The sequence below is a fragment of the Streptomyces sp. NBC_00525 genome (assembly GCF_036346595.1).
In the GTDB taxonomy this organism is placed as follows: Bacteria; Actinomycetota; Actinomycetes; order Streptomycetales; family Streptomycetaceae; genus Streptomyces.
The window spans coordinates 1,396,179-1,419,157 of sequence record NZ_CP107834.1 but is presented as its reverse complement, the minus strand read 5'-3'; the positions used below and the strand labels follow the sequence as shown (position 1 = coordinate 1,419,157).

19 protein-coding genes are annotated in these 22,979 nt (G+C 72.8%); 15 read left to right on the top strand and 4 right to left on the bottom strand.

Annotation, left to right across the window (positions count from 1 at the left end; genetic code table 11):
- Positions 1-48: 48 nt before the first annotated feature.
- From OG710_RS06285 to OG710_RS06275, 3 genes are all read left to right on the top strand, one after another.
- Positions 49-576, top strand: coding sequence for an SAV_6107 family HEPN domain-containing protein (locus OG710_RS06285; RefSeq protein WP_111332631.1), 528 nt, complete (start codon positions 49-51; stop codon positions 574-576).
- Between the two features lie 101 nt (positions 577-677).
- Positions 678-1,436 carry a class I SAM-dependent methyltransferase gene (locus OG710_RS06280; RefSeq protein ID WP_330238436.1) on the top strand — a complete coding sequence of 253 codons (759 nt, stop codon included), beginning with the start codon at positions 678-680 and terminating at the stop codon, positions 1,434-1,436.
- Between the two features lie 284 nt (positions 1,437-1,720).
- Entirely contained in the window at positions 1,721-2,119 is a 399-nt protein-coding gene (locus OG710_RS06275; protein WP_111332636.1) for a DUF3040 domain-containing protein, read from the top strand.
- A 62-nt stretch (positions 2,120-2,181) separates the two neighbouring features.
- On the opposite strand, the gene OG710_RS06270 is transcribed toward OG710_RS06275, so the two are convergent.
- The 4 genes from OG710_RS06270 to OG710_RS06255 form a co-directional block, all read right to left on the bottom strand.
- The gene (locus OG710_RS06270; protein WP_330238435.1) at positions 2,182-4,590 is read right to left on the bottom strand and encodes a transglutaminase TgpA family protein; all 2,409 of its coding nucleotides are present in this window, start codon (positions 4,588-4,590) and stop codon (positions 2,182-2,184) included.
- A gap of 10 nt (positions 4,591-4,600) precedes the next feature.
- Positions 4,601-5,953 (bottom strand): DUF58 domain-containing protein, encoded by a 1,353-nt coding sequence (locus OG710_RS06265; RefSeq protein ID WP_330238434.1) that lies wholly within the window; start codon positions 5,951-5,953, stop codon positions 4,601-4,603.
- On the bottom strand, positions 5,953-7,005 hold the full coding sequence (locus tag OG710_RS06260) for an AAA family ATPase (protein WP_330238433.1): 1,053 nt from the start codon (positions 7,003-7,005) through the stop codon (positions 5,953-5,955). The genes OG710_RS06265 and OG710_RS06260 overlap by 1 nt, the downstream gene beginning before the upstream one ends.
- Before the next feature lie 292 nt (positions 7,006-7,297).
- The gene (locus OG710_RS06255; protein WP_330238432.1) at positions 7,298-7,837 is read right to left on the bottom strand and encodes a beta-class carbonic anhydrase; all 540 of its coding nucleotides are present in this window, start codon (positions 7,835-7,837) and stop codon (positions 7,298-7,300) included.
- A 378-nt stretch (positions 7,838-8,215) separates the two neighbouring features.
- Between OG710_RS06255 and rsmH the strand changes: the two genes are divergently transcribed.
- The 12 genes from rsmH (at position 8,216) to pgeF (ending at position 22,976) form a co-directional block, all read left to right on the top strand.
- On the top strand, positions 8,216-9,181 hold the full coding sequence (rsmH, locus tag OG710_RS06250; protein WP_330238431.1) for a 16S rRNA (cytosine(1402)-N(4))-methyltransferase RsmH: 966 nt from the start codon (positions 8,216-8,218) through the stop codon (positions 9,179-9,181).
- Positions 9,182-9,231: 50 nt separating this feature from the next.
- Complete coding sequence (locus tag OG710_RS06245) at positions 9,232-9,729, top strand: FtsB family cell division protein (protein ID WP_111335653.1); 498 nt, start codon at positions 9,232-9,234, stop codon at positions 9,727-9,729.
- Positions 9,730-9,733: 4 nt separating this feature from the next.
- Positions 9,734-11,719: a peptidoglycan D,D-transpeptidase FtsI family protein gene (locus OG710_RS06240; protein WP_330238430.1), complete on the top strand. Its 1,986-nt coding sequence runs from the start codon at positions 9,734-9,736 to the stop codon at positions 11,717-11,719.
- 18 nt (positions 11,720-11,737) lie between these two features.
- Positions 11,738-13,453, top strand: coding sequence for a UDP-N-acetylmuramoyl-L-alanyl-D-glutamate--2,6-diaminopimelate ligase (locus OG710_RS06235; RefSeq protein ID WP_330238429.1), 1,716 nt, complete (start codon positions 11,738-11,740; stop codon positions 13,451-13,453).
- Between the two features lie 4 nt (positions 13,454-13,457).
- Positions 13,458-14,864, top strand: coding sequence for a UDP-N-acetylmuramoyl-tripeptide--D-alanyl-D-alanine ligase (locus OG710_RS06230; protein WP_330238428.1), 1,407 nt, complete (start codon positions 13,458-13,460; stop codon positions 14,862-14,864).
- The gene (gene mraY, locus OG710_RS06225; protein ID WP_111332660.1) at positions 14,861-15,931 is read left to right on the top strand and encodes a phospho-N-acetylmuramoyl-pentapeptide-transferase; all 1,071 of its coding nucleotides are present in this window, start codon (positions 14,861-14,863) and stop codon (positions 15,929-15,931) included. Before OG710_RS06230 ends, mraY begins: the two co-directional genes overlap by 4 nt.
- Positions 15,928-17,355: a UDP-N-acetylmuramoyl-L-alanine--D-glutamate ligase gene (gene murD, locus OG710_RS06220; RefSeq protein ID WP_330238427.1), complete on the top strand. Its 1,428-nt coding sequence runs from the start codon at positions 15,928-15,930 to the stop codon at positions 17,353-17,355. Before mraY ends, murD begins: the two co-directional genes overlap by 4 nt.
- An 81-nt stretch (positions 17,356-17,436) precedes the next feature.
- Positions 17,437-18,774: a putative lipid II flippase FtsW gene (ftsW, locus tag OG710_RS06215; RefSeq protein WP_330238426.1), complete on the top strand. Its 1,338-nt coding sequence runs from the start codon at positions 17,437-17,439 to the stop codon at positions 18,772-18,774.
- Positions 18,775-18,780: 6 nt separating this feature from the next.
- Positions 18,781-19,875: an undecaprenyldiphospho-muramoylpentapeptide beta-N-acetylglucosaminyltransferase gene (gene murG, locus OG710_RS06210; protein WP_111332668.1), complete on the top strand. Its 1,095-nt coding sequence runs from the start codon at positions 18,781-18,783 to the stop codon at positions 19,873-19,875.
- Positions 19,876-19,926: 51 nt separating this feature from the next.
- The gene (locus tag OG710_RS06205; RefSeq protein WP_330238425.1) at positions 19,927-20,721 is read left to right on the top strand and encodes a cell division protein FtsQ/DivIB; all 795 of its coding nucleotides are present in this window, start codon (positions 19,927-19,929) and stop codon (positions 20,719-20,721) included.
- A 276-nt stretch (positions 20,722-20,997) separates the two neighbouring features.
- On the top strand, positions 20,998-22,221 hold the full coding sequence (gene ftsZ / locus OG710_RS06200) for a cell division protein FtsZ (RefSeq protein ID WP_111332677.1): 1,224 nt from the start codon (positions 20,998-21,000) through the stop codon (positions 22,219-22,221).
- A gap of 17 nt (positions 22,222-22,238) precedes the next feature.
- Positions 22,239-22,976, top strand: coding sequence for a peptidoglycan editing factor PgeF (pgeF, locus tag OG710_RS06195; RefSeq protein WP_330238424.1), 738 nt, complete (start codon positions 22,239-22,241; stop codon positions 22,974-22,976).
- The last annotated feature ends 3 nt before the right edge of the window (positions 22,977-22,979 follow it).

Genomic DNA, 22,979 nt, shown 5'->3' with positions numbered 1-22,979 from the left:
ATGGATACCGACGGCCACGAAGCCGTTACCGAGACAGGAGGTTCTGTCATGGCCCACTCGTCCGCAGCCGCCGCTCCGCGACGCCGCGCAGACGGCCCTGCTCCCTCACCGACCGGCCAGGCCCGCGACGTCCACCCCGTCGTCCGGCGCACCACCGCACCGCCCGCCGCCCTCGATCTCCTCGCCCAGGCCCGGACCGGCCTGGCGGAGGCAGCTGTCCTCGCCGTCCCCAACGAGCGGTACGCCACCGCGCACCTCGCGGCCCTGCGCACCGCCGCCGCCGTCCTCGCCGTCCGGGGCCGCCCCGCGCCCGCGCGCCGGCGCCGCGAGCCGATCCGCAGCGCCTGGGACATCCTCCCGGAGCTGGCCCCCGAGCTGAGCGAGTGGAGCGCCCTGTTCGCCTCCGGCGCCGCCCGCCGGGCCCGCGCCGAAGCGGGCATACCCGGCGCCGCCACCCGCCGCCAGGCCGACGATCTGCTGCGCGACGCGGCCATGTTCCTGCGCCTGGTCGAGCGGCTGCTCGTCCTCCAGCCGGTGCTCCCGCAACCGAGGGAGGAGCGCCCCGACGCGGGTTGACCGCGTGATCGGCGCCAGGCCATAGGGTAGGGAGAGGACCTGTTACCTGCGCTGTTCACGCTCCGCCCGCCGCGGCGGCCCGTGCCGAGGAGTCAACTGCCGTGTCGGACCCGCTGCGCCCCCGTGCCTCCCTCCGTACCGCCGTGGTCTGGGAGGTCCTCAAGGACGCCCTCGACCACCGGGCCAAGGTGACCGGCCGGGACGTCCTGGACGTGCTGGACACCGGCGGCGGCACCGGCAACTTCGCCGTGCCCGCCGCCCGGCTCGGCCACCGGGTCACCGTCGTCGACCCCAGCCCCAACGCGCTCTTCGCGCTGGAGCGCCGGGCCGCCGAGGCCGGGGTCGCCGACCGGGTCCGCGGGGTGCAGGGCGACATCCTCGGCCTCTTCGACGTGGTGGAGCGCGGCGGCTACGACGCGGTCCTGTGCCACGGCGTCCTGGAGTACGTCGACGACCCCGCCGAGGGCGTACGGCACGCGGTGGAGGCGCTGCGGCCCGCCGGGGCGCTGAGCCTGCTCGCGGCCGGCCTCGGCGGCGCCGTGCTCGCCCGCGCCCTCGCCGGCCACTTCAACGAGGCGCGGCACGCCCTCGGCGACCCCGAGGGCCGCTGGGGCGACGGCGACCCGATGCCCCGCCGCTACACCGCCGAGCAGCTCACCGAACTGGTCACCGCCGCCGACGTCGAGGTGGGCGCCGTCCACGGCGTACGGGTCTTCGCCGACCTCGTCCCCGGAGTCCTGGTCGACACCGAACCGGGCGCCGTGGAAGCCCTGCTCAAGCTGGAGGCCGCGGCCGCCGAACTCCCGGCGTTCCACTCCGTGGCCACCCAGCTGCACGTCCTGGGCACCAAGCGCGGCTGATACCCCCGAGGGTTACCGGCCGCAGCGGGGCTGATCAGCGACGCAGCGGCAGACGGAGTACGCACCGGCAGCCCCGTTCGCGCCTCCGGCCCCGTATGATCGGGGGACACCATCCGGCATGACGGATCGGAGGTTGGGGAATCAACGCCTCAGCAGCCGAGCCGCCGTGGCGGCCCGGACTGGCTGATTGGCAATGAGGGCGGGTTTCACGGGGGCGATTCCCTGCCTATCCTGGAAGGGCCGCATACCGGCCGCCCCCCGCGGCCGACGACGAGGAGGACTCCGTGCCGCTCTCGGAGCACGAGCAGCGAATGCTCGAGCAAATGGAGCGAGCGCTGTACGCCGAAGATCCCAAGTTCGCGACAGCGCTCGAGGGAAGTGGGCTGCGTACGTACACCCGACGACGGGTCTACCAGGCAGTTGCTGGCTTTCTGGTGGGTATCGCGCTCCTCATGGCCGGAATGGTCGCTCAGCTGATCTGGGTCAGCGTGGTGGGCTTCCTCGTCATGCTGGGCTGCGCGGTGCTCGCGGTCACGGGGTGGCGCAAGGCGCCCAAGCCGGGCGAGCAGCAGGCGGTGCGCACCGGTGGTGCGGGTGACCGCAGGCAGTCCCGGCAGCGCCGGTCCGTGATGAACCGGATCGAACAGCGGTGGCAGCGCCGCCGCGACGAGCAGGGACAGTAACCACAGAACACCTACGGGTGAGGGGCGGCCGCACGCGGCCGCCCCTCACCCGTATCCGTCCCTCAGCCCTCCTGGCGGCTCGGCCGCCGCGTCCAGGACGGGCGGGCCGGCAGCCGGAAGCGAGCCGCCGCGGCCGCCCGGCGCCGGGAGAGCGCCCACACCACCCGGACGGACGAGCGCGGAGCCACCAGTGCGCGGAGCCGGGCGGCCCGGCCGGCCGCGAGACCCAGCCCGGCCCGCACCGTCCCGGCGTCCCCGGCCAGGCCCGACGCCGGGCGCGGCTCCCGCGCGTAGAGCACCTGCTCCACCGCCCCCGCCACCCGGTGCACCGCGTCCGCCGCCTCCGTGTCCAGCCGGCCCAGCCGCACCAGCCGCTCGGCGGCCCGGCGCGGGGTCAGCGCCTCGTCCGGCACGATGCCGTGGTCCCACGCCGTGTCCGTGACCTCCCGCCACACCGCCAGCGTCCGCGCCCTCGCGTCGGCGCCGGTGCGCCCGGCCGACGAGCCCAGCCTGCGGGTCCGGGCCCGCAGCCGCCAGAACATCGGCAGCAGCGGCAGCAGCAGGACGAGCACGGCCGCGCCCACCAGACCGAGCACCGCGCCCGTCGGCGTCCCCGGGTCCGACGACGCGACGGCACCGGGCGCCGCGCTCTGCCCGCACTCGCCCTGCTTGCGCATCTGCGCCGGGCAGCTCTCGGACGCGGACGGCACGGCCGGGGCCGGGAGCGAGGCGGCAGCCTCCGGCCGGTCCGGGTCCGCCGTGTCCCCGGCCGGTGCCTCGGGCAGCGTGTACGAGGGGACCGTGCCACGCGTCGGCGTCGGCTCGAAACGGGTCCAGCCGATGCCCTCGAAGTACAGCTCGGGCCAGGCGTGCGCGTCGCGCAGCCCGACCGCGTACGAACCGTCCGACTGCGCGGTGCCCGGGGTGAAGCCCACCGCCACCCGTGCCGGAATCCCCAGCGTCCGGGCCATCGCCGCCATCGTGAAGGAGAAGTGGACGCAGAAGCCCTGCCGGTCCTCGAGGAACCGGGCGATCGCCGTGCCACCGGTGCCCGAGTCGACCGAGGTGTCGTAGACGAACCCGCCCTCGCGGGCGAACCAGTCCTGGAGCTTCACCGCCCGCTCGTAGGCGTTGACCGCGCCCCGCGTGACCTCGTCGGCCGTCTGCGCCACCACCTTCGGCAGCGAGTCCGGCACCCGGGTGTACTCGCGCAGCAGCGCCGTCGGCACCTCGCCCGCACGGGCCAGCTGCTGGGCGGTCGGCCGCACGTCGAGGCTGGTCACCGTGTACTGCGCGCCCGCGGTGGTCTCCCCGTCGTCCCCGACGAGGGTGCGGCCCTCCGGCTCGTAGCGCCATTTGCCGCCGACCCGTACCTCGGCCGCCGGATACGGCAGCGGCAGATAGGTCTGCTTGTACGAGGCGGACGCCGAGACGGTGGTCCTGACCTCCGTGACGGCGATGTCGGGGGACAGGCCGGCGGGCGTCGGGAACCGCTGCGGCACGTCCTGGAGCCGGCGCGTCGAGGCCCGCCACTCGTTCCCGTTGAACTGGTCCAGGGCCAGGATGCGCAGATAGAAGTCGCTGGGCCTGCTCGCGTTGGTGCGGTACGACATCACCTGCCGGTCCTCCGGCTGGTTCAGGTTGTCCTGGAGCGAGACCAGCGGGTTCACCGCGGAGATCGTGCCGCCACCGGCCCCCCTGCCGCCCCCGCCGCCCGTACCGGCCAGCAGCCCGCCGTCGAACGCGGGCAGCGCGGCGGGTACGACCAGCGCGATGCCGAGCGCCAGCACGCCGATCCGCCGCCCCGTGCGCACCGGGGCGAGCGCCCGGCCGCCCGACGTGTCCAGACCGGCCGACGAACCGCCGCGGGACGCCGCCCCGGCGAACACCCGGCCCCACTGCGAGAGCCGGTCGCGCCCCTCGGCCAGCAGGAGCAGCAGATAGCCGCCCGCGGCCAGCAGGAACCACAGCCACCCCGCACTGCCCTCCGACAGCCCGGCGGCCACCGAGTAGAGCGCCAGCAACGGCAGCCCGGCGGGCGCCGCGCTGCGGAAGGTCACCGCCAGCGTGTCCACCAGCAGCCCGACCAGCAGCACCCCGCCCACCAGCATCAGCCGGATGCCCGGCGTGGCCGGGGCCGGGATCGCGTACTGCCCGACGTCGTCGGCGCCCGCCGTCAGCAGGTCCGAGAGCCGGCCCACGGCCTGCGGTCCGGGCAGCACGCTCGCCACCGCCTGCTCGCGGACGAACACCACCGTCAGCAGCACCACCATGGCCAGCGCCTGCGCGGCGACCGTCAGCGGCCGGGGCAGCGGCACCCGCCGGCCCAGCACCCCGACCCCGCTCTGCAGGGCCAGCAGGAACGCCGCCTGCGCGAGCCAGCCGACCGGGTCCACCAACGGCAGCATCGAGCAGGCCGCCATCAGCGTCGCCGCGAAGGCGCCCAGCGCCAGCCGACCACGTCCGCTCATGACCGCCCCCTCATGACCAACCCCCGGAATATCCGTCCGACCCGGCCGGCGCACCCTGCGGGCCCGCCAGCCGCCACAGCGCGGACAGCTGAGCGCCGGGCTCCACCGGCACCACCGTCCACCCCGCCTCGCGCAGCCGCCGTACCCGGCGCGCGGCCTCCTCGCGGCTCTCCGGCGACTCGCCGTTCACCCAGGCGGCGCCGTCCAGCACGAAGGCCACCGCCCCGCCGCTGCGCTGCCGCATCCGGGCGACCACCCCCGTCTGCTCCTCGTCCAGATCGCCCAGGAAGGCGATCAGCAGCCCCTCGCCGCCCCCGCGCAGCACGTCGTAGGCGCGCGAGAGCCCCCCGCCGTCCGAGTGGTCGACGACCGCGAGGGTGTCCATCAGCAGGCCCGCCGCGTCCGCCGTGGACTGGGTGGCCCCGGCGAAACCGCCCTCGCCCTCGCCCGGCACCGCGTCGCCCGTGTCCGTCAGCAGCCGGACCGCGAAGCCGCGCTCCAGCATGTGCACCAGCGCGGACGCCGCCCCCGAGACCGCCCACTCGAACGCGGAGTCGGGGCCCGTGCCCCGGTACGCGGTCAGGCGGGTGTCGAGCAGGACCGTGCACCTGGCGCGCTGCGGCTGCTCCTCGCGGCGCACCATCAGCTCGCCGTAGCGGGCGGTGGAGCGCCAGTGGACGCGGCGCAGATCGTCGCCGTGCCGGTAGCCGCGCGGGATCACGTCGTCCTCACCGGCCAGGGCCAGCGAGCGCTGGCGCCCCTCGCCGTAGCCGGACGCCTCGCCCGCCAGCCGGACCGGCGGCAGCGGCTCCGTGCGCGGGATGACCACCAGGGTGTCGTAGGCGCTGAACGAACGCGTCAGCTCGCACATGCCGAAGGGGTCGCTCAGCCGCAGCTGGAGCGGGCCGAGCGGGTAGTGGCCGCGCAGATCGGAGCGGACCCGGTAGGACACCTCGCGCCGGCCGCCCGCCTCCACCCGGTCCAGGACGAACCGGGGCCGGGGCCCGAGCACGTACGGCACCCGGTCCTGGAGCATCAGCAGACCGGTGGGCAGCCGCGAGATGTTGTCCATGCGCAGATGGACGCGGGCCTCGGAGCCGGCCGGGACGCGCGAGGGGGAGAGCTTGCGGGTGCCCGTGACCCGGTAGCGGGTCCGGTAGAGCACCGTCACACACACCAGCGGCAGCACCGCGAGCAGCAGCCCGACCCGCAGCAGGTCGCCCTGGCCCAGTACGTAGGCGCAGGCCGCCGCCGCGAGCCCGGCCGCGAGGAAGGACCGCCCGCGTGTCGTCAGTCCGCCGAGCGCGGCCCGCATTCCGCCCTTGGCGTCGCCGCCGTCCATCGCGACGGGCGCCGCCGCCATCACGGCCGCCGCGCGCCGGGCTGCTGCGGAGCGCCGTAGGCCGGGCCCGCTGCCGGATACGGGTGGGCGGGCGCCGGGCCCGCGCCGCCCGCCGTGGGCACCGGGGTCCGGGCGAGGATCTCCCGCACGATCTGCTCCGCGCCGCGCCGGTTGAGCTGGGCCTGCGCGGTGGGCAGCAGCCGGTGGGCGAGCACCGCGACCGCCAGGGCCTGCACGTCGTCCGGCAGGCAGTAGTCGCGGCCGGACAGCGCGGCGGACGCCTTGGCCGCGCGCAGCAGATGCAGCGTGGCGCGCGGGGAGGCGCCGAGCCGGAGGTCGGGGTGGTTGCGGGTGGCGCCGACGATCTGCACCGCGTACCCGCGGACGGCCTCCGCGACGTGCACCGCGCGCACCGCGTCGATGAGCTTCACGATGTCGTGCGCGTGCGCCACGGGCTGGAGGTCGTCGAGCGGGGAGAGGCCGCCGTGCACATCGAGCATCCTGAGCTCGGCCTCCGCGCTGGGATAGCCGATCGACACCCGCGCCATGAAGCGGTCGCGCTGGGCCTCGGGCAGCGGATACGTGCCCTCCATCTCCACCGGGTTCTGCGTCGCCACGACCATGAAGGGGTCGGGCAGCTCGTAACTGTGCCCGTCGATGGTGACCTGGCGCTCCTCCATGGACTCCAGCAGCGCGGACTGGGTCTTGGGCGAGGCGCGGTTGATCTCGTCGCCGATCACGACCTGGGCGAAGATCGCGCCCGGCTTGAACTCGAACTCGCGCCGCTGCTGGTCGTATATGGACACGCCGGTGATGTCCGACGGCAGCAGGTCGGGCGTGAACTGGATGCGCCGCACCGAGCAGTCCACGGACCGGGCCAGCGCCTTGGCCAGCATGGTCTTGCCGACGCCGGGTACGTCCTCGATCAGTAGATGCCCCTCGGCGAGGAGCACGGTCAGCGTGAGCCGTACGACCTCGGGCTTGCCCTCGATCACGCTCTCCATCGACCTGCGCACCCGTTCCGCGGTGCTGGTCAGATCTGTGAGGCTCGCTCGATCGTCATAGGTCGTCACCGGCCCTCCTCGGCCCTGCCCCCGTGCTCACGGGGAGCACGGGGTTCCCCAGTCACGGGCCGGCGCCCTCGTGCGGCCCGGCCCACCCCGAAATGCGGACACCGCGCCGGACGAGGTCCGGCGTGGTGTCACTCACGCATTCTTGTTGCCGTTACCGCTCCGTGTCACTCGCCTGTGGACAACCGCGGGTGATTTGTCGGATTGGGTGAGGATTTTGTCACCGGAAGGTGTTCATCCGCCGCCCTGCGACGTGCGGAAACCCCGATCCCCTCCGGTCCGCGGGAACCCCCGGTCAGGCCGGCAGGACCTCGCGCAGCTTGCCGGTGGTCACGTCGAAGACGAACCCGCGCACGTCGTCGGTGTGCTTCAGGAACGGCGAGGTGCGGACCCGCTGCATCGACTGGCGGACGTCCTGGTCGGCGTCGGTGTACGCCTCCACGGCCCACGACGGCCGCTGTCCGACCTCGCGCTCCAGCTCCTGGCGGAAGTCCTCGGTGATCGACTCCATGCCGCAGGTCGTGTGGTGGATGAGCACGATGCTGCGGGTGCCGAGCGCGCGCTGACTGATCGCCAGCGAGCGGATGACGTCGTCGGTGACCACGCCGCCGGCGTTGCGGATGGTGTGGCAGTCGCCCAGCGCCAGGCCGAGGGCCTTGTGCAGGTCGAGCCGGGCGTCCATGCAGGCGACCACGGCGACCTGGAGCACCGGCTTGGCGTCCATACCGGGGTCCGTGAACTCTGAGGCGTACTTGCTGTTCGCCTCCACCAGACGGTCGGTGACCGTGGCTGCTGGGGCGGAGGGCTCGGCGGGGGAGTGCGCAGAAGTCGACATGCTCAAGACGTTAGACCCCCTCATGCCTCCAGGAGGGACGGGGAAGCGGACAAAAAACGTCAACAGCCATTGTTGTGAGGTAATCCACAAGCCCGCCTCCAGACATCCGCGCGGGTGAACGGACGGGCGCCGACGCGCTGCCGGGTTGATTGATCGGGAATCGATCGAGTGGCAGGGTGGACTAAAGTGACGGGAAGTTACCGACAGCCTGCACATTTCGAACTATTCCCCGTGTGCGCGGCGTACGTACGGCCCGGCCCTCTCCCGCTCGCCGGTCGGCTGACGCCCCTTCCCCGGCGCCGGCGGACCTCCCCTTCGCGAGCGGGCGGGGACCAGGCCGTACGTCCCGCCCTCCGGGAGCTGAGCCTGAGAGGGCGCATGAGCCAGACCCGACACGTCCCGGTGATGCTCCAGCGATGCCTGGACCTGCTGGCACCGGCTCTGGAGGCGTCCGGCCCCCAGCCCCCCGTGGTCGTCGACTGCACCCTGGGCCTCGGCGGCCACAGCGAGGCGCTGCTCTCCGCCTTCCCCGCCGTCCGGCTGATCGCGCTGGACCGCGACAAGGAGGCGCTGCGCCTCTCCGGCGAGCGGCTCGCCCCCTACGGCGACCGCGCGACCCTGGTGCACGCCGTCTACGACGAGCTGCCCGAGGTCCTCGACCGGCTCGGCATCCCCAGGGTGCAGGGCATCCTGTTCGACCTCGGCGTCTCCTCGATGCAGCTGGACGAGTCCGACCGGGGCTTCGCCTACGCCCGCGACGCGCCCCTCGACATGCGCATGGACCAGACGACCGGCATCAGCGCCGCCGAGGTCCTCAACACCTACCCGCCGGGCGAGCTGGTGCGCATCCTGCGCGCGTACGGCGAGGAGAAGCAGGCCAAGCGGATCGTCTCCGCCATCGTGCGCGAACGCGAGAGGGAACCCTTCACCAACAGCGCCCGGCTCGTCGAACTGATCCGCGAAGCCCTGCCGCAGGCCGCCATGCGCACCGGCGGCAACCCCGCCAAGCGCACCTTCCAGGCCCTGCGCATCGAGGTCAACGGCGAGCTGACGGTGCTGGAGCGGGCCATCCCGGCAGCCGTCGCCTCCCTCGCCGTGGGCGGCCGCATCGCGGTCCTCGCCTACCAGTCGCTGGAGGACCGGCTGGTGAAGCAGGTCCTCGCGGCCGGCGCCGCCAACACCGCCCCGCCCGGCCTGCCCGTCGTCCCCGAGCGCTACCAGCCCCGGCTCAAACTGCTCACCCGGGGCGCCGAACTCCCCACCGAGGAAGAGGTCGCCGAGAACCGGCGCGCCGCCCCCGCCCGGCTGCGCGGCGCCCAGCGCATCCGCGAGGACGAGCGGTGAGCAAACCGGCCGGGCAGGTGAAAGGACGCGCCGCACGGCTCACCCGGCTGATGCCCGCCGGGCCGAGCACCGCCGCCCGGACCCCGTTCGTGCTGCTGGTCGTGCTGCTCCTGGGCGGCGGCCTGATCACCCTGCTGCTGCTCAACTCGGCGCTCAACGAAGGCTCCTTCGAGCTGAGCGAGCTGAAGAAGCGGACCACCGAGCTCACCGACGAGCAGCAGGCCCTCCAGCGCGACGTCGACGCCTCCTTCGAGCCCGACGCCCTGGAGCGGCGCGCCCGTGAGCTGGGCATGGTCCCCGGCGGCAGCCCCGCCTTCCTCGGCCCGGACGGCAAGGTCCGGGGCGTCCCGTCCGAGGCCGCCCCCGCCCCGGTCACCGCGCCCCCGCCGACGACCCCCGCAGCCACCGCGTCCCCCGCCGGCACGCCCACCCCCACCGCATCCCCCGCGCAGGCCGCCACGCCTGCCGCCGCCACGCCCGCGCCCGGCCCCTCGGGCACGGCGGGCGCCACCCCGGCCGCCCAGCCCTCCACGAGCCCCGGCAGGTGACGCAGTGCCCCCCAAGGAACCGCCGCGCCGCCGGGTCCCCGGCCCCGCGCGACCCCGTAACGCCGCCGCCTCCGGCCGCCCCCGGCCCCAGCAGCGGCGGCGCGCCCCCGCCGCCCCGCCGCGCGGCCGGACACCGCGCGGGCGGGCCGCCCGGACGCTGCGGCTGGGCAGCCCGCGCCCCAGGCTCCGGCTGATCAGCCTCGCCCTGACGCTCGTCATGATCGCGTTCGTCGTCCGGCTCCTCCAGGTCCAGGCGGTCGACGCCCACGCGTACGCCGCGAAGGCCGAGAAGAACCGCTACCTGAGCTACACGGTCGCCGCCGAGCGCGGCGAGATCACCGACCGCAGCGGCATCGCGCTGGCCACCAGCGTGGACGCGTACGACATCACCGCCGACCCCAAGATGTTCACCCCGGCCGACAGCAAGGCCCCCGACGCCCCGCAGCAGGCCGCCGCGCTGCTCGCGCCGATCCTGGGCGTGGACGCGGACGACCTGGTCAAGAAGCTCTCCAAGCCGAAGAGCCGCTACGCGGTCCTGGCCCGCAGGCAGACGCCGCAGGTATGGAAGCAGATCAAGGACCTCAAGTCCGTCTTCGCCGAGAAGGCCGCCAAGGACAAGGCCGCCGGCGGCCCCGGCGCGAACGTCCTCGCGGGCGTCTTCCAGGAGAGCACCACCAAGCGGGTCTACCCCAACGGGGCCCTGGCCGCCGGGATACTGGGTTACGTCAACGCCGGCGGCGAGGGCGCGGGCGGCCTGGAGTTCCAGCTGGACAAGGAACTGGCGGGCGAGGACGGCACCATCAAGTACGCCCAGTCCGGCGGCCGGCGGGTGCCCACGGCGGGCACCAAGGAGATCCCGGCGGTGCCCGGCTCCGACATCGAGCTGACCATCGACCGCGACATCCAGTGGGCGGCCCAGAAGGCCATCTCCGACCAGGTGGCCAAGTCCAAGGCCGACCGCGGCTACGTCGTCGTGCAGAACACCCGCACCGGCGAGGTCCTCGCCATGGCCAACGCCCCCGGCTTCGACCCCAACGACCTCTCGCAGGCCGACGCCGCGGCGCTGGGCAACGCGGCCCTCCAGGACGTCTACGAGCCCGGCTCCACCAGCAAGGTGATGTCCATGGCCGCCGTCCTGGAGGAGGGCGCCGCCACGCCCCTCACCCATGTCACGGTCCCCAACCGGCTGCACCGGGGCGACCGCCTCTTCAAGGACGACATCGACCACCCCACCTGGCACCTGACGCTCAACGGCGTACTCGCCAAGTCCAGCAACATCGGCACCATCATGGCCACCGGCGAGCTGGGCAGGACGCAGGCCGAGGCCAACAAGGTCCTGTACTCCTATCTGAGGAAATTCGGCATCGGATCGCCCACCGGGCTCGGCTACCCCGGCGAGACGGCCGGCCTACTCGCCAAGCCCGAGGACTGGTCCACCTCGCAGCAGTACACGATCCCGTTCGGCCAGGGCCTCTCCCTCAACGCCATGCAGGCCGCCTCGATCTACTCCACGATCGCCAACGGCGGCGTACGCATCCAGCCGACGCTGGTACGCGGCACCCGGGGCCCGGACGGCCGCTTCACCCCGGCCGAGGCCCCCGAACAGACCCGGGTCGTCAGCGAGAAGACCGCCAAGACCCTCGCCCGCATGCTCGAATCGGTCGTCAGCGACCAGGAGGGCACCGGCACCAAGGCCCAGATCCCCGGCTACCGGGTCGCGGGCAAGACCGGCACCGCCAACCGCGTCGACCCGGTGCGCGGCGGCTACCACGGCTACACCGCGTCCTTCGCCGGCTTCGCGCCCGCCGACAACCCCCAGGTCACCGTCTACTGCGCGATCCAGAACCCCACCAAGGGCAGCCACTTCGGCGGCCAGACCTGCGGACCCATCTACAAGCAGGTCATGGAATTCGCCCTCAAGACCCTCCAGACGCCCCCCACCGGCCGCGCGCCGGCCGATCTGCCGGTGTTCTTCGGAACCGGCGAGTGAACTCGCGGAGACCCCTCAGTGACGACCATCACCCCCGATCCAGGGAACCGGAACGAGAACGTCCGTTCCGCCGCACCCTCACTTCGCGAGAGGCCGGGTGCGCCCGGTACGCTCACCGCCGTGCCCCACGCTGAACAGTCCCGAACGACCCAGAAGGACGCGCCTGTGAACTATCCGGGAGCGCCCCGCCCGGACCGGCTGCGGCCGACCTCCCTCGTCACACTGGCCGAGCGGCTGGGAATCGAACCACCCGGCACCGGTGACGTCACCGGCATCACCCACGACTCCCGCGCCGTGCGCCCCGGAGACCTCTACGCGGCCCTGCCCGGCGCCCGCCTGCACGGCGCCGACTTCGCCGCCCAGGCGGCCGGGCTCGGCGCCGCCGCCATCCTCACCGACCCCTCCGGCGCCGAACGCGCCCGCGCCACCGGGGTACCGGTCCTGGTCACCGACGAGCCGCGCGCCCGGATGGGTGACCTCGCGGCCGAGATCTACGGAAGGCCCGGCACCGGACTCCTGCGGATCGGCATCACCGGCACGTCCGGCAAGACCACCACCGCCTACCTCGTCGAGGGCGGCTTCCGGGGCGCCGGCCGCGCCACCGGACTCATCGGCACCGTGGAGATGCGGATCGGCGACGAGCGCATCAAGTCCGAGCGCACCACGCCCGAGGCCACCGACCTGCAGGCCCTGCTCGCCGTCATGCGCGAACGCGGCGTGGACGCCGTCACGATGGAGGTCTCCAGCCACGCGCTGGTCCTCGGCCGGGTCGACGGCTGCGTCTTCGACATCGCCGTCTTCAACAACCTCAGCCCGGAGCACATGGAGTTCCACTCCGGCATGGAGGACTACTTCCAGGCCAAGGCGCAGCTGTTCACGCCCCGGCTCAGCAGGCGGGGCGTCGTCAACTACGACGACGCGTACGGCCGCAGGCTCGTCACCGAGGCGGCCGTGCCGGTGACGACCTTCTCCGCCGAGGGCCACCCGGACGCCGACTGGCGCGCCGAGGATGTCGTCGTCGGGCCGCTCGGCTCCACGTTCACCGTCGTCGGCCCGCAGGGCGAACGGGCCGCCGCCAAGGCCCCGCTGCCCGGCCCGTTCAACGTCGCCAACACCCTGGCCGCGATCGTCACCCTCGCCGTCGCCGGCATCGACCCGCAGACCGCGGCCGACGGCGTCGGCGCCGTACCGGGCGTGCCCGGACGGCTGGAGCGGGTCGACGCCGGGCAGCCCTACCTCGCGCTCGTCGACTACGCGCACAAGACCGACGCCGTCGAATCCGTGCTGCGCGCCCTGCGCAAGGTCACCAAGGGCCGGCTGCACATCGTCCTCGGCTGCGGCGGCGACCGCGACACCACCAAGCGCGGCCCGATGGGCGCGGCGGCGGCCCGGCTCGCCGACACCGCCGTACTGACCTCCGACAACCCCCGCTCCGAGGACCCCCTCGGCATCCTCGCCGCCATGCTCGCCGGCGCCGCCGAGGTGCCCGTCCACGAACGCGGGGACGTCCTCGTCGACGCCGACCGGGCCGCGGCCGTCGCGGCCGCGGTGAGCCGCGCCGAGCCGGGCGACACCGTGCTCGTCGCCGGCAAGGGCCACGAGCAGGGCCAGGACGTCCACGGTGTCGTCCGCCCCTTCGACGACCGGGTCGTCCTGCGCGAGGCCATCGAACGGACCCTGGGGCACGGCGCCGGCCCTGCCGCCTCCCACCACGAGAACAACAGTCAGGGATGACCAAGTGATCGCCCTTACCCTCGCCGAGATCGCCGAAATCGTCGGCGGGCAGACACACGACATACCGGATCGGTCGGTGACCGTCGGCGGACCCGTCGTCATCGACTCCCGCAAGGTGACGCCCGGCAGCCTCTTCGTCGCCTTCGCCGGCGAGCGGGCCGACGGCCACGACTACGCCGCGCGCGCCGTCGAGGCGGGCGCGGCCCTCGTCCTGGCCACCCGCCCCGTCGGCGTGCCCGCCATCGTCGTGGACGACGTCGTGGCCGCCCTCGGCGCGCTCGCCCGCGCCGTCGTCGGCCGCCTCGGCGCCACCGTCGTAGCCCTCACCGGCTCCGCGGGCAAGACCTCCACCAAGGACCTCATCGCGCAGCTCCTGGAGCGCAAGGGGCCCACCGTCTACCCGGAGGGCAACCTCAACAACGAGATCGGCCTGCCGCTCACCGCGCTGCGCGCCACCGACGAGACCCGGCACCTGGTCCTCGAAATGGGCGCCCGCTACGTCGGGGACATCCGCTACCTCACCGGACTCGTCCCCCCGCGCATCGGCCTCGTGCTCAACGTCGGCAGCGCCCACATCGGCGAGTTCGGCGGCAAGGAGCAGATCGCCCTGGCCAAGGGCGAGATGGTCGAGTCGCTGCCCGCGGACGGCGTCGCCGTGCTCAACGCCGACGACCCTCTGGTTCGCGCCATGTCCTCCCGTACCCGGGCCCGTGTGGTGCTCTTCGGCGAAGCCGCGGATGCGGACGTACGGGGCGAAGCCGTACGCCTCACCGAGGACGGACGCCCCGCGTTCCGTCTCCACACACCCACCGGGTGCAGCGAGGTGACCATGCGCCTGTACGGTGAGCACCACGTGTCGAACGCGCTCGCCGCGGCCGCCGTCGCCCATGAGCTGGGCCTGTCCGCAGACGAGATCGCCGAAGGGCTCTCCGAGGCGGGCACCCTCTCCCGCTGGCGCATGGAGGTCACCGAGCGTCCGGACGGCGTGACGTTCGTCAATGACGCCTACAACGCCAACCCCGAATCCATGAAGGCCGCGCTGCGCGCTCTGGCCGCCATGGGGAAGGGGCGTCGTACGTGGGCGGTGCTCGGCCTGATGGCCGAGCTCGGCGACGCCTCGCTCGCCGAGCACGACGCGGTCGGACGGCTCGCCGTCCGGCTCAACGTCAGCAAGCTCGTCGCGGTCGGGGGCAGAGAGGCCTCCTGGCTGCAACTGGGCGCATACAACGAGGGTTCGTGGGGTGAGGAGTCGGTGCACGTGTCCGACGCACAGGCTGCCGTCGACCTGTTGCGCAGGGAACTGCGCCCGGGTGACGTGGTGCTGGTGAAGGCGTCCCGGTCGGTCGGCCTGGAACAGGTGGTCACCGCACTGCTGGAGAACGCGACCGAGGGCGAGGTCGCGGGCCGATGAGGCAGATCCTCTTCGCGGGAGCCATCGGGCTCTTCCTGACCCTGATCGGCACGCCGCTGCTGATCAAGCTCCTGGCCCGCAAGGGATACGGGCAGTTCATCCGGGACGACGGCCCGCGCACCCACGGGTCCAAGAAGGGCACGCCCACGATGGGCGGCATCGCCTTCATCCTGGCGACGATCATCGCGTACATCCTGGCGAAGGTGATCACCGGCGAGGAGATGCGCTTCTCCGGTGTGCTGGTCCTCTTCCTGATGGCCGGCATGGGACTCGTCGGCTTCCTCGACGACTACATCAAGATCGTCAAGCAGCGCTCGCTCGGTCTGCGGGCCAAGGCGAAGATGGCCGGCCAGCTGATAGTCGGGATCGCCTTCGCGGTGCTCTCGCTCCAGTTCGCCGACGCCCGCGGCAACACCCCGGCCTCCGACAAGCTCTCGTTCGTCGAGGACTTCGGCTGGTCGATCGGCCCGGTGCTCTTCGTCGTCTGGGCACTGTTCATGATCCTCGCCATGTCCAACGGCGTGAACCTGACGGACGGTCTGGACGGCCTGGCCACCGGCGCCTCGGTGATGGTCTTCGGCGCGTACACCTTCATCGGGCTCTGGCAGTTCCAGGAGTCCTGCGCCAACGCCGCCACCCTCACCAACCCGAGCGCCTGCTTCGAGGTGCGCGACCCGCTCGACCTCGCCGTCGTGGCCTCCGCGCTGATGGGCTCCTGCTTCGGCTTCCTGTGGTGGAACACCTCGCCGGCCAAGATCTTCATGGGGGACACCGGCTCGCTCGCCCTCGGCGGCGCGCTCGCCGGCCTCGCGATCTGCTCGCGCACCGAGTTCCTGATGGCGATCCTCGGCGGCCTCTTCGTGATGATCACGATGTCCGTCGTCATCCAGGTCGGCTCGTTCAAGATGACCGGCAAGCGCGTCTTCCGGATGGCCCCCCTCCAGCACCACTTCGAACTCAAGGGGTGGTCCGAAGTGCTTGTCGTGGTCCGCTTCTGGATCATCCAGGGCATGTGCGTCATCGTCGGACTCGGCCTCTTCTACGCAGGATGGGCAGCCAAGAAGTGAGCAAAGCGGACTGGCAGGGCAAGCACGTCACGGTCGCCGGCCTCGGGGTCTCCGGAATCCCGGCCGCCCGTGTCCTGCACGGCCTCGGCGCCGTCGTCACCGTGGTCAACGACGGGGACGACGAGCGCTCCCGCGCCCAGGCCGCCGAGCTGGAGGCGCAGGGCATCGCCGTGCGCCTCGGCGACGGCGACACCCTGCCCCCGTCCACCGAACTCGTCGTCACCGCCCCCGGCTGGAAGCCCGGCAAGCCGCTGTTCGCCGCGGCCGCCGACGCGGGCGTCCCGGTCTGGGGCGACGTCGAACTCGCCTGGCGGCTGCGCGGCCTGGACGGCCGGGAGCCCGCGCCCTGGCTCGCGGTCACCGGCACCAACGGCAAGACCACGACCGTTCGGATGCTGGCCGCCATCCTGGAGGCCGCCGGGCTGCGCACCGCCGCCGTCGGCAACATCGGCGTCTCGCTGCTGGACGCCGTCCTCGGCGAGGAGACGTACGACGTGCTCGCCGTCGAACTCTCCAGCTACCAGCTGCACTGGGCGCCCTCGCTGCGCGCCCACTCCGGGGCCGTCCTCAACCTGGCCCCGGACCACCTCGACTGGCACGGCTCCATGGCGGCGTACGCGGCCGACAAGGGCCGGATCTACGAGGGCAACACGGTCGCCTGCGTCTACAACGCGGCCGACCCGGCCACCGAGGACCTGGTGCGCGAGGCGGACGTCGAGGAGGGCTGCCGGGCCATCGGCTTCACCCTCGGCACGCCGGGGCCCTCGCAACTCGGCGTCGTGGACGGCATCCTCGTGGACCGCGCGTTCGTGAAGAACCGCCAGAAGCAGGCCCAGGAACTGGCAGAGGTCGCCGACGTCGACCCGCCGGCCCCGCACAACGTCGCCAACGCCCTGGCCGCCGCGGCCCTGGCCCGCGCCTTCGGCGTCGCACCCGCCGCCGTGCGCGACGGTCTGCGCGCCTTCCGCCCCGACCCGCACCGCATCGAGCACGTCGCGGACGTCGACGGGGTCGCGTACGTGGACGACTCCAAGGCCACCAACACGCACGCCGCCGAGGCCTCGCTCGCCGCCTACGACTCCATCGTCTGGATCGCCGGCGGGCTGGCCAAGGGAGCCACCTTCGACGAGCTGGTGACCGGCTGCGCGAAGCGGCTGCGGGGCGTCGTGCTGATGGGCGCGGACCGGGCCCTGATCCGCGAAGCCCTGACGCGACACGCCCCCGAGGTCCCGGTGGTCGACCTCGACCGGACCGACACTGGGGCGATGTCCGAGGCGGTCCGCGAGGCGGCACGGCTCGCCCGGCCGGGAGACACCGTACTGATGGCCCCGGCCTGTGCCTCCATGGACATGTTCGTCAACTACAACAAGCGGGGCGAGGCCTTCGCGGACGCCGTCCGCGCACGCGCCGCCGAGAGCGCCTGACGGGCCCGGCCGCCGCGCCGCACCGGCCCACACGCCGGGGCGGGTGAGCCCCTGGGCACGAGCAGTGGAGGGGACAGGGACATGCCGGCCGAAGAGAGCGTGCGGGTGCGGCCTGCTGCCAAGGTCCGGCGGCCCGCGGCGGTGCGGGCCCGGAGCACGGGCGGTGGTCCCCGCAGCCCGCGCGGCGGGGGAGTGCGGCGGCTGTACGAGCGGGCCCGGCGGGCCTGGGACCGCCCGCTGACGGCGTACTACGTCATCCTCGGCGCCGGACTCCTGATCACCGTGCTCGGCCTGGTGATGGTCTACTCCGCCTCGATGATCAAGGCGCTGGAACTCGGCAAGCCCGGCACCTACTTCTTCCGCAAGCAGTTCCTGGCCGCCGTGATCGGGGCCGGGCTGATGGCGATGGCCGCCCGGATGCCGGTCAAGCTGCACCGCGCGCTGTCCTACCCGCTGCTCCTGGGCACCGTCTTCCTGATGGTGCTGGTCCAGGTGCCCGGGATAGGGATGTCGGTCAACGGCAACCGCAACTGGCTCTACCTCGGCGGGCCCTTCCAGCTCCAGCCCAGCGAGTTCGGCAAGCTGGCCCTGGTGCTGTGGGGGGCCGATCTGCTCGCCCGCAAGCAGGACAGGCGGCTGCTGACCCAGTGGAAGCACATGCTGGTCCCGCTGGTGCCGGTCGCCTTCATGCTGCTCGGACTCATCATGCTCGGCGGCGACATGGGCACCGCGATCATTCTCACGGCCATCCTCTTCGGGCTGCTCTGGCTGGCCGGGGCGCCCACCCGGCTGTTCGCCGGGGTGCTGGCCGTCGCGGGACTCATCGGCTTCCTGTTGATCCGGACCAGCCCCAACCGCATGTCCCGGCTGGAGTGCATGGGGGCCAGCGAGCCCGGACCCGGTGGCTCCTGCTGGCAGGCCGTGCACGGCATCTATGCTCTGGCCTCGGGCGGCTGGTTCGGATCGGGCCTCGGTGCGAGTGTGGAAAAATGGGGACAACTTCCCGAACCGCACACCGACTTCATCTTCGCCATCACCGGGGAGGAACTGGGGCTGGCGGGGACGCTGTCGGTGCTCGCCCTCTTCGCGGCTCTAGGCTATGCGGGTATCCGCGTGGCCGGACGCACGGAGGACCCCTTCGTGAGGTACGCAGCGGGAGGTGTGACCACCTGGATCACGGCGCAGGCCGTGATCAACATCGGTGCGGTGCTCGGCCTGCTGCCGATCGCCGGTGTCCCGCTCCCGCTGTTCTCCTACGGGGGGTCGGCCCTGCTGCCGACCATGTTCGCCGTCGGGCTCCTGATCGCGTTCGCGCGGGACGAGCCCGCCGCGAAGGCGGCCCTGGCCGTGCGGAGGCCAGGGGTGAGATGGAAGACGATGAGACGGCGCGTCAAGAAGCGTCCGTCCGGAGAGCGGTGAATTTCGGTGCATGTCGTACTCGCCGGCGGGGGGACCGCCGGCCACATCGAGCCCGCGCTTGCCCTCGCGGACGCCCTGCGCAGGCAGGACCCGAGCGTGGGGATCACCGCTCTCGGCACGGAGCGGGGACTGGAGACCAGGCTCGTGCCCGAGCGGGGTTACGAACTCGCCCTGATCCCGGCGGTACCGCTGCCGCGCAAGCCCACGCCCGAACTGATCACCGTTCCGGGCCGGCTGCGCGGCACCATCAAGGCCGCCGAGCAGATCCTGGAACGCACCAGGGCCGACTGCGTGGTCGGCTTCGGCGGTTACGTGGCCCTGCCGGGCTATCTGGCCGCCAAACGGGCCGGCGTCCCGATCGTGGTCCACGAGGCCAACGCCCGGCCCGGCCTGGCCAACAAGATCGGCTCCCGGTACGCGCACGGCGTCGCCGTCTCCACCCCGGACAGCAAGCTGCGCGGGGCCCGTTACATCGGCATCCCGCTCCGCCGCACCATCGCCACCCTCGACCGGGCCTACGTCCGCCCCGAGGCGCGCGCGGCGTTCGGCCTCGACCCCAACCTGCCGACGCTGCTGGTCTCCGGCGGCTCGCAGGGCGCCCGCCATCTGAACGAGGTGGTGCAGCGCGTCGCCCCGCTGCTGCAGCGCTCCGGCATCCAGATCCTGCACGTGGTCGGACCGAAGAACGAATTGCCGCGCGTGGACAACATGCCGGGGATGCCCCCCTACATCCCGGTACCGTACGTGGACCGGATGGATCTCGCGTACGCCGCGGCCGACATGATGCTCTGCCGCGCGGGCGCGATGACCGTCGCCGAACTCTCCGCCGTCGGACTGCCCGCCGCCTACGTCCCGTTGCCCATCGGCAACGGCGAACAGCGGCTGAACGCCCAGCCGGTGGTGAACGCCGGCGGCGGTCTGCTGGTGGACGACGCCGCGCTGACCCCGGAGTGGGTGCAGGGCAACGTCCTCCCGGTGCTGTCCGATCCGCACCGGTTGTATGAAATGTCCAGGGCCGCCGCCGAGTTCGGCCGCCGGGACGCCGACGATCTGCTGGTCGGCATGGTGTACGAGGCGATTGCCGCACGCCGCAACGCGTGAGGCGGGCGGGTCCGGGGGCGATGGCCCCCGGACCCGGCGTAAGGAGCGAGCGTGGCCGGACCGACGACCGCCCAGCGCGGCGCGGGCAAGCAGCAGGACACCCGGGAGCGGCCGCCGCGCCCCGGCGCCGACGAGCCCCGGATCTCCCGGCGCCGGCTGCTGATCCTGATCGCGGCCGCCGTGCTGCTGCTCGGCTCCGGAGCCGTCTGGGCGCTGTACGGCTCCTCCTGGCTGCGCACCGAGGACGTCCGGATCACCGGCCTCGGGGTGCTGACCCCGGCCGAGGTGGAGCGCGCTGCGGCGGTGCCCATGGGGACGCCGCTGGTCTCCGTCGACACAGGGGCGATCGAGCGGCGGTTGCGCCAGAAGTTGCCTCGTATCGACGAGGTGGATGTCGTTCGCTCATGGCCGCACGGCATCGGTCTTAGAGTGACCGAACGAAAGCCGGTCCTTTTGGTGAAAAAGGGCGGAAAGTTCATTGAAGTGGACGACGAAGGCGTCCGTTTCGCCACGGTGGACAAGGCGCCCGCGCGGGTGCCGCTGCTGGAATTGGCCGCCGACCGTTCTCCGAGTCTGCGCCGTTTCGGCACGGACCGGCTGGTGCGGGAGGCGGTCCGGGTGGCGGGCGACCTTCCGGACGCGGTCGCCGGGGACACCCGGGTCGTGCGGGTGACCTCGTACGACGCCATCTCGCTGGAGCTCGGCGGGGATCGCACGGTGATGTGGGGAAGCGGTGAAGCGGGTGCGGCGAAAGCGAAAGTTCTCACCGCTCTCATGAAAGTCGCCCCCAAAGCGGGACACTTCGACGTGAGTGCGCCCACCGCCCCGGCGGTGTCGGGTGGTTGACGCACATTTGGGCTGGCCAGCACCCTGGTTGGTCAGCGCTACGGGTGATCACATAGGGTGAAAAGAAAAACGGGAGGTTCGGCGTGTTCGTTGAACGGGCGCCACTTGTCGACTTAGTGTCCTGTTCGGAAGAGTCCATGAAGCAGACACACTGGTAACCCTAAACTTGAACGTTAGGGTTTGGGTCGGCGTTCGGACCGTCCCAATCGGCATCCGTCGTCGCGGCGTGACCACCGCCAAGCGACGACACATAACTCGAGGCGAGAGGCCTTCGACGTGGCAGCACCGCAGAACTACCTCGCAGTCATCAAGGTCATCGGTGTCGGCGGCGGTGGTGTCAATGCCATCAACCGAATGATCGAGGTCGGCCTCAAGGGCGTCGAGTTCATCGCGATCAACACGGATGCGCAAGCCCTGTTGATGAGCGACGCCGACGTCAAGCTCGACGTCGGCCGCGAACTCACCCGCGGCCTCGGCGCCGGGGCGAACCCGGCAGTCGGTCGCAAGGCGGCAGAGGACCACCGTGAGGAGATCGAGGAGGTCCTCAAGGGGGCCGACATGGTCTTCGTCACCGCAGGCGAAGGCGGCGGCACCGGCACCGGTGGCGCACCCGTCGTCGCCAACATCGCGCGCTCGCTCGGCGCCCTGACGATCGGTGTGGTCACCCGCCCGTTCACCTTCGAGGGCCGGCGCCGCGCGAACCAGGCGGAGGACGGCATCGCCGAACTCCGCGAAGAGGTCGACACCCTCATCGTCATCCCCAACGACCGGCTGCTGTCCATCTCGGACCGTCAGGTCAGCGTGCTCGACGCGTTCAAGTCGGCCGACCAGGTCCTGCTCTCGGGCGTCCAGGGCATCACCGACCTCATCACCACGCCGGGCCTGATCAACCTCGACTTCGCCGACGTCAAGTCGGTCATGTCCGAGGCCGGCTCCGCGCTCATGGGCATCGGCTCCGCCCGCGGCGACGACCGCGCGGTGGCCGCCGCGGAGATGGCGATCTCCTCGCCGCTCCTGGAGGCGTCCATCGACGGCGCCCGCGGCGTGCTGCTCTCCATCTCCGGCGGCAGCGACCTCGGTCTCTTCGAGATCAACGAGGCCGCCCAGCTGGTGAGCGAGGCGGCGCACCCCGAGGCCAACATCATCTTCGGCGCCGTCATCGACGACGCCCTGGGCGACGAGGTGCGGGTCACCGTCATCGCGGCGGGCTTCGACGGCGGACAGCCGCCGGCCCGCCGGGAGAACGTGCTGGGCGCGAACACCGCCAAGCGCGAGGAGCCGGCCCCGGCGCCGGTGCGGGCCGCCCCCGAGCCGGTCCGTCAGTCGGGCGGGCTGGGTTCGGTCCCGCCGCGCGAGGAGCCGCCGGTGCAGTCGGAGCCGGTTCCGGTCGCGGGCGAGAGCCACCTCCCGCCGGTCGTCGCCCCGCCGCACGTCCCGCCGGCCCGTCCCTACTCGGACTCCCAGGCCGAAGAGCTGGACGTACCGGACTTCTTGAAGTGATAGGTGCGAACACTGCGGTGAGCCCGAAGGTCTCAGTCTTTTCGCGGGGCGGCGCTCACTTCTCCTTCACCGACCGGTGGGGCGGAGTGAGCGCCGCCCCGTACGCGGAGCTCAATCTCGGCGGCGCGGTCGGCGACGACCCCGCCGCCGTTCTGGCGAACCGGGAGCGGGCCGCGCGGGCGCGCGGGCTCGACCCGGCCCGGGTGGTCTGGATGAACCAGGTCCACGGCCGGGACGTCGCCGTGGTCGACGGACCCTGGGGCGCGGACCGCGAGATCCCCGCGGTGGACGCGGTGGTGACCGCGCGGCGCGGCCTCGCGCTCGCCGTGCTCACCGCCGACTGCACACCGGTCCTGCTCGCCGACCCGGAGGCCGGGGTCGTCGCCGCGGTGCACGCGGGCCGGCCGGGGCTGGTCGCCGGGGTCGTGCCGGCCGCGGTCGAGGCCATGACCGGGCTCGGCGCGGAGGTCTCCCGGATCACCGCGCGGACCGGACCTGCCGTGTGCGGGCGGTGCTACGAGGTGCCGGCCGCGATGCGGGACGAGGTCGCCGCGCGGGTGCCCGGTTCCTGGTCCGAGACCGGCTGGGGCACCCCGGCGGTCGACGTGACCGGCGGAGTGCACGCCCAGTTGGCGGCCCTCGGCGTCACCGACCGGCAGGCATCGCCCTTCTGCACCCTGGAATCGGGCGACCACTTCTCGTACCGACGCGAGCGCACCACCGGGCGGCTCGCCGGATATGTCTGGCTGGACTGATAG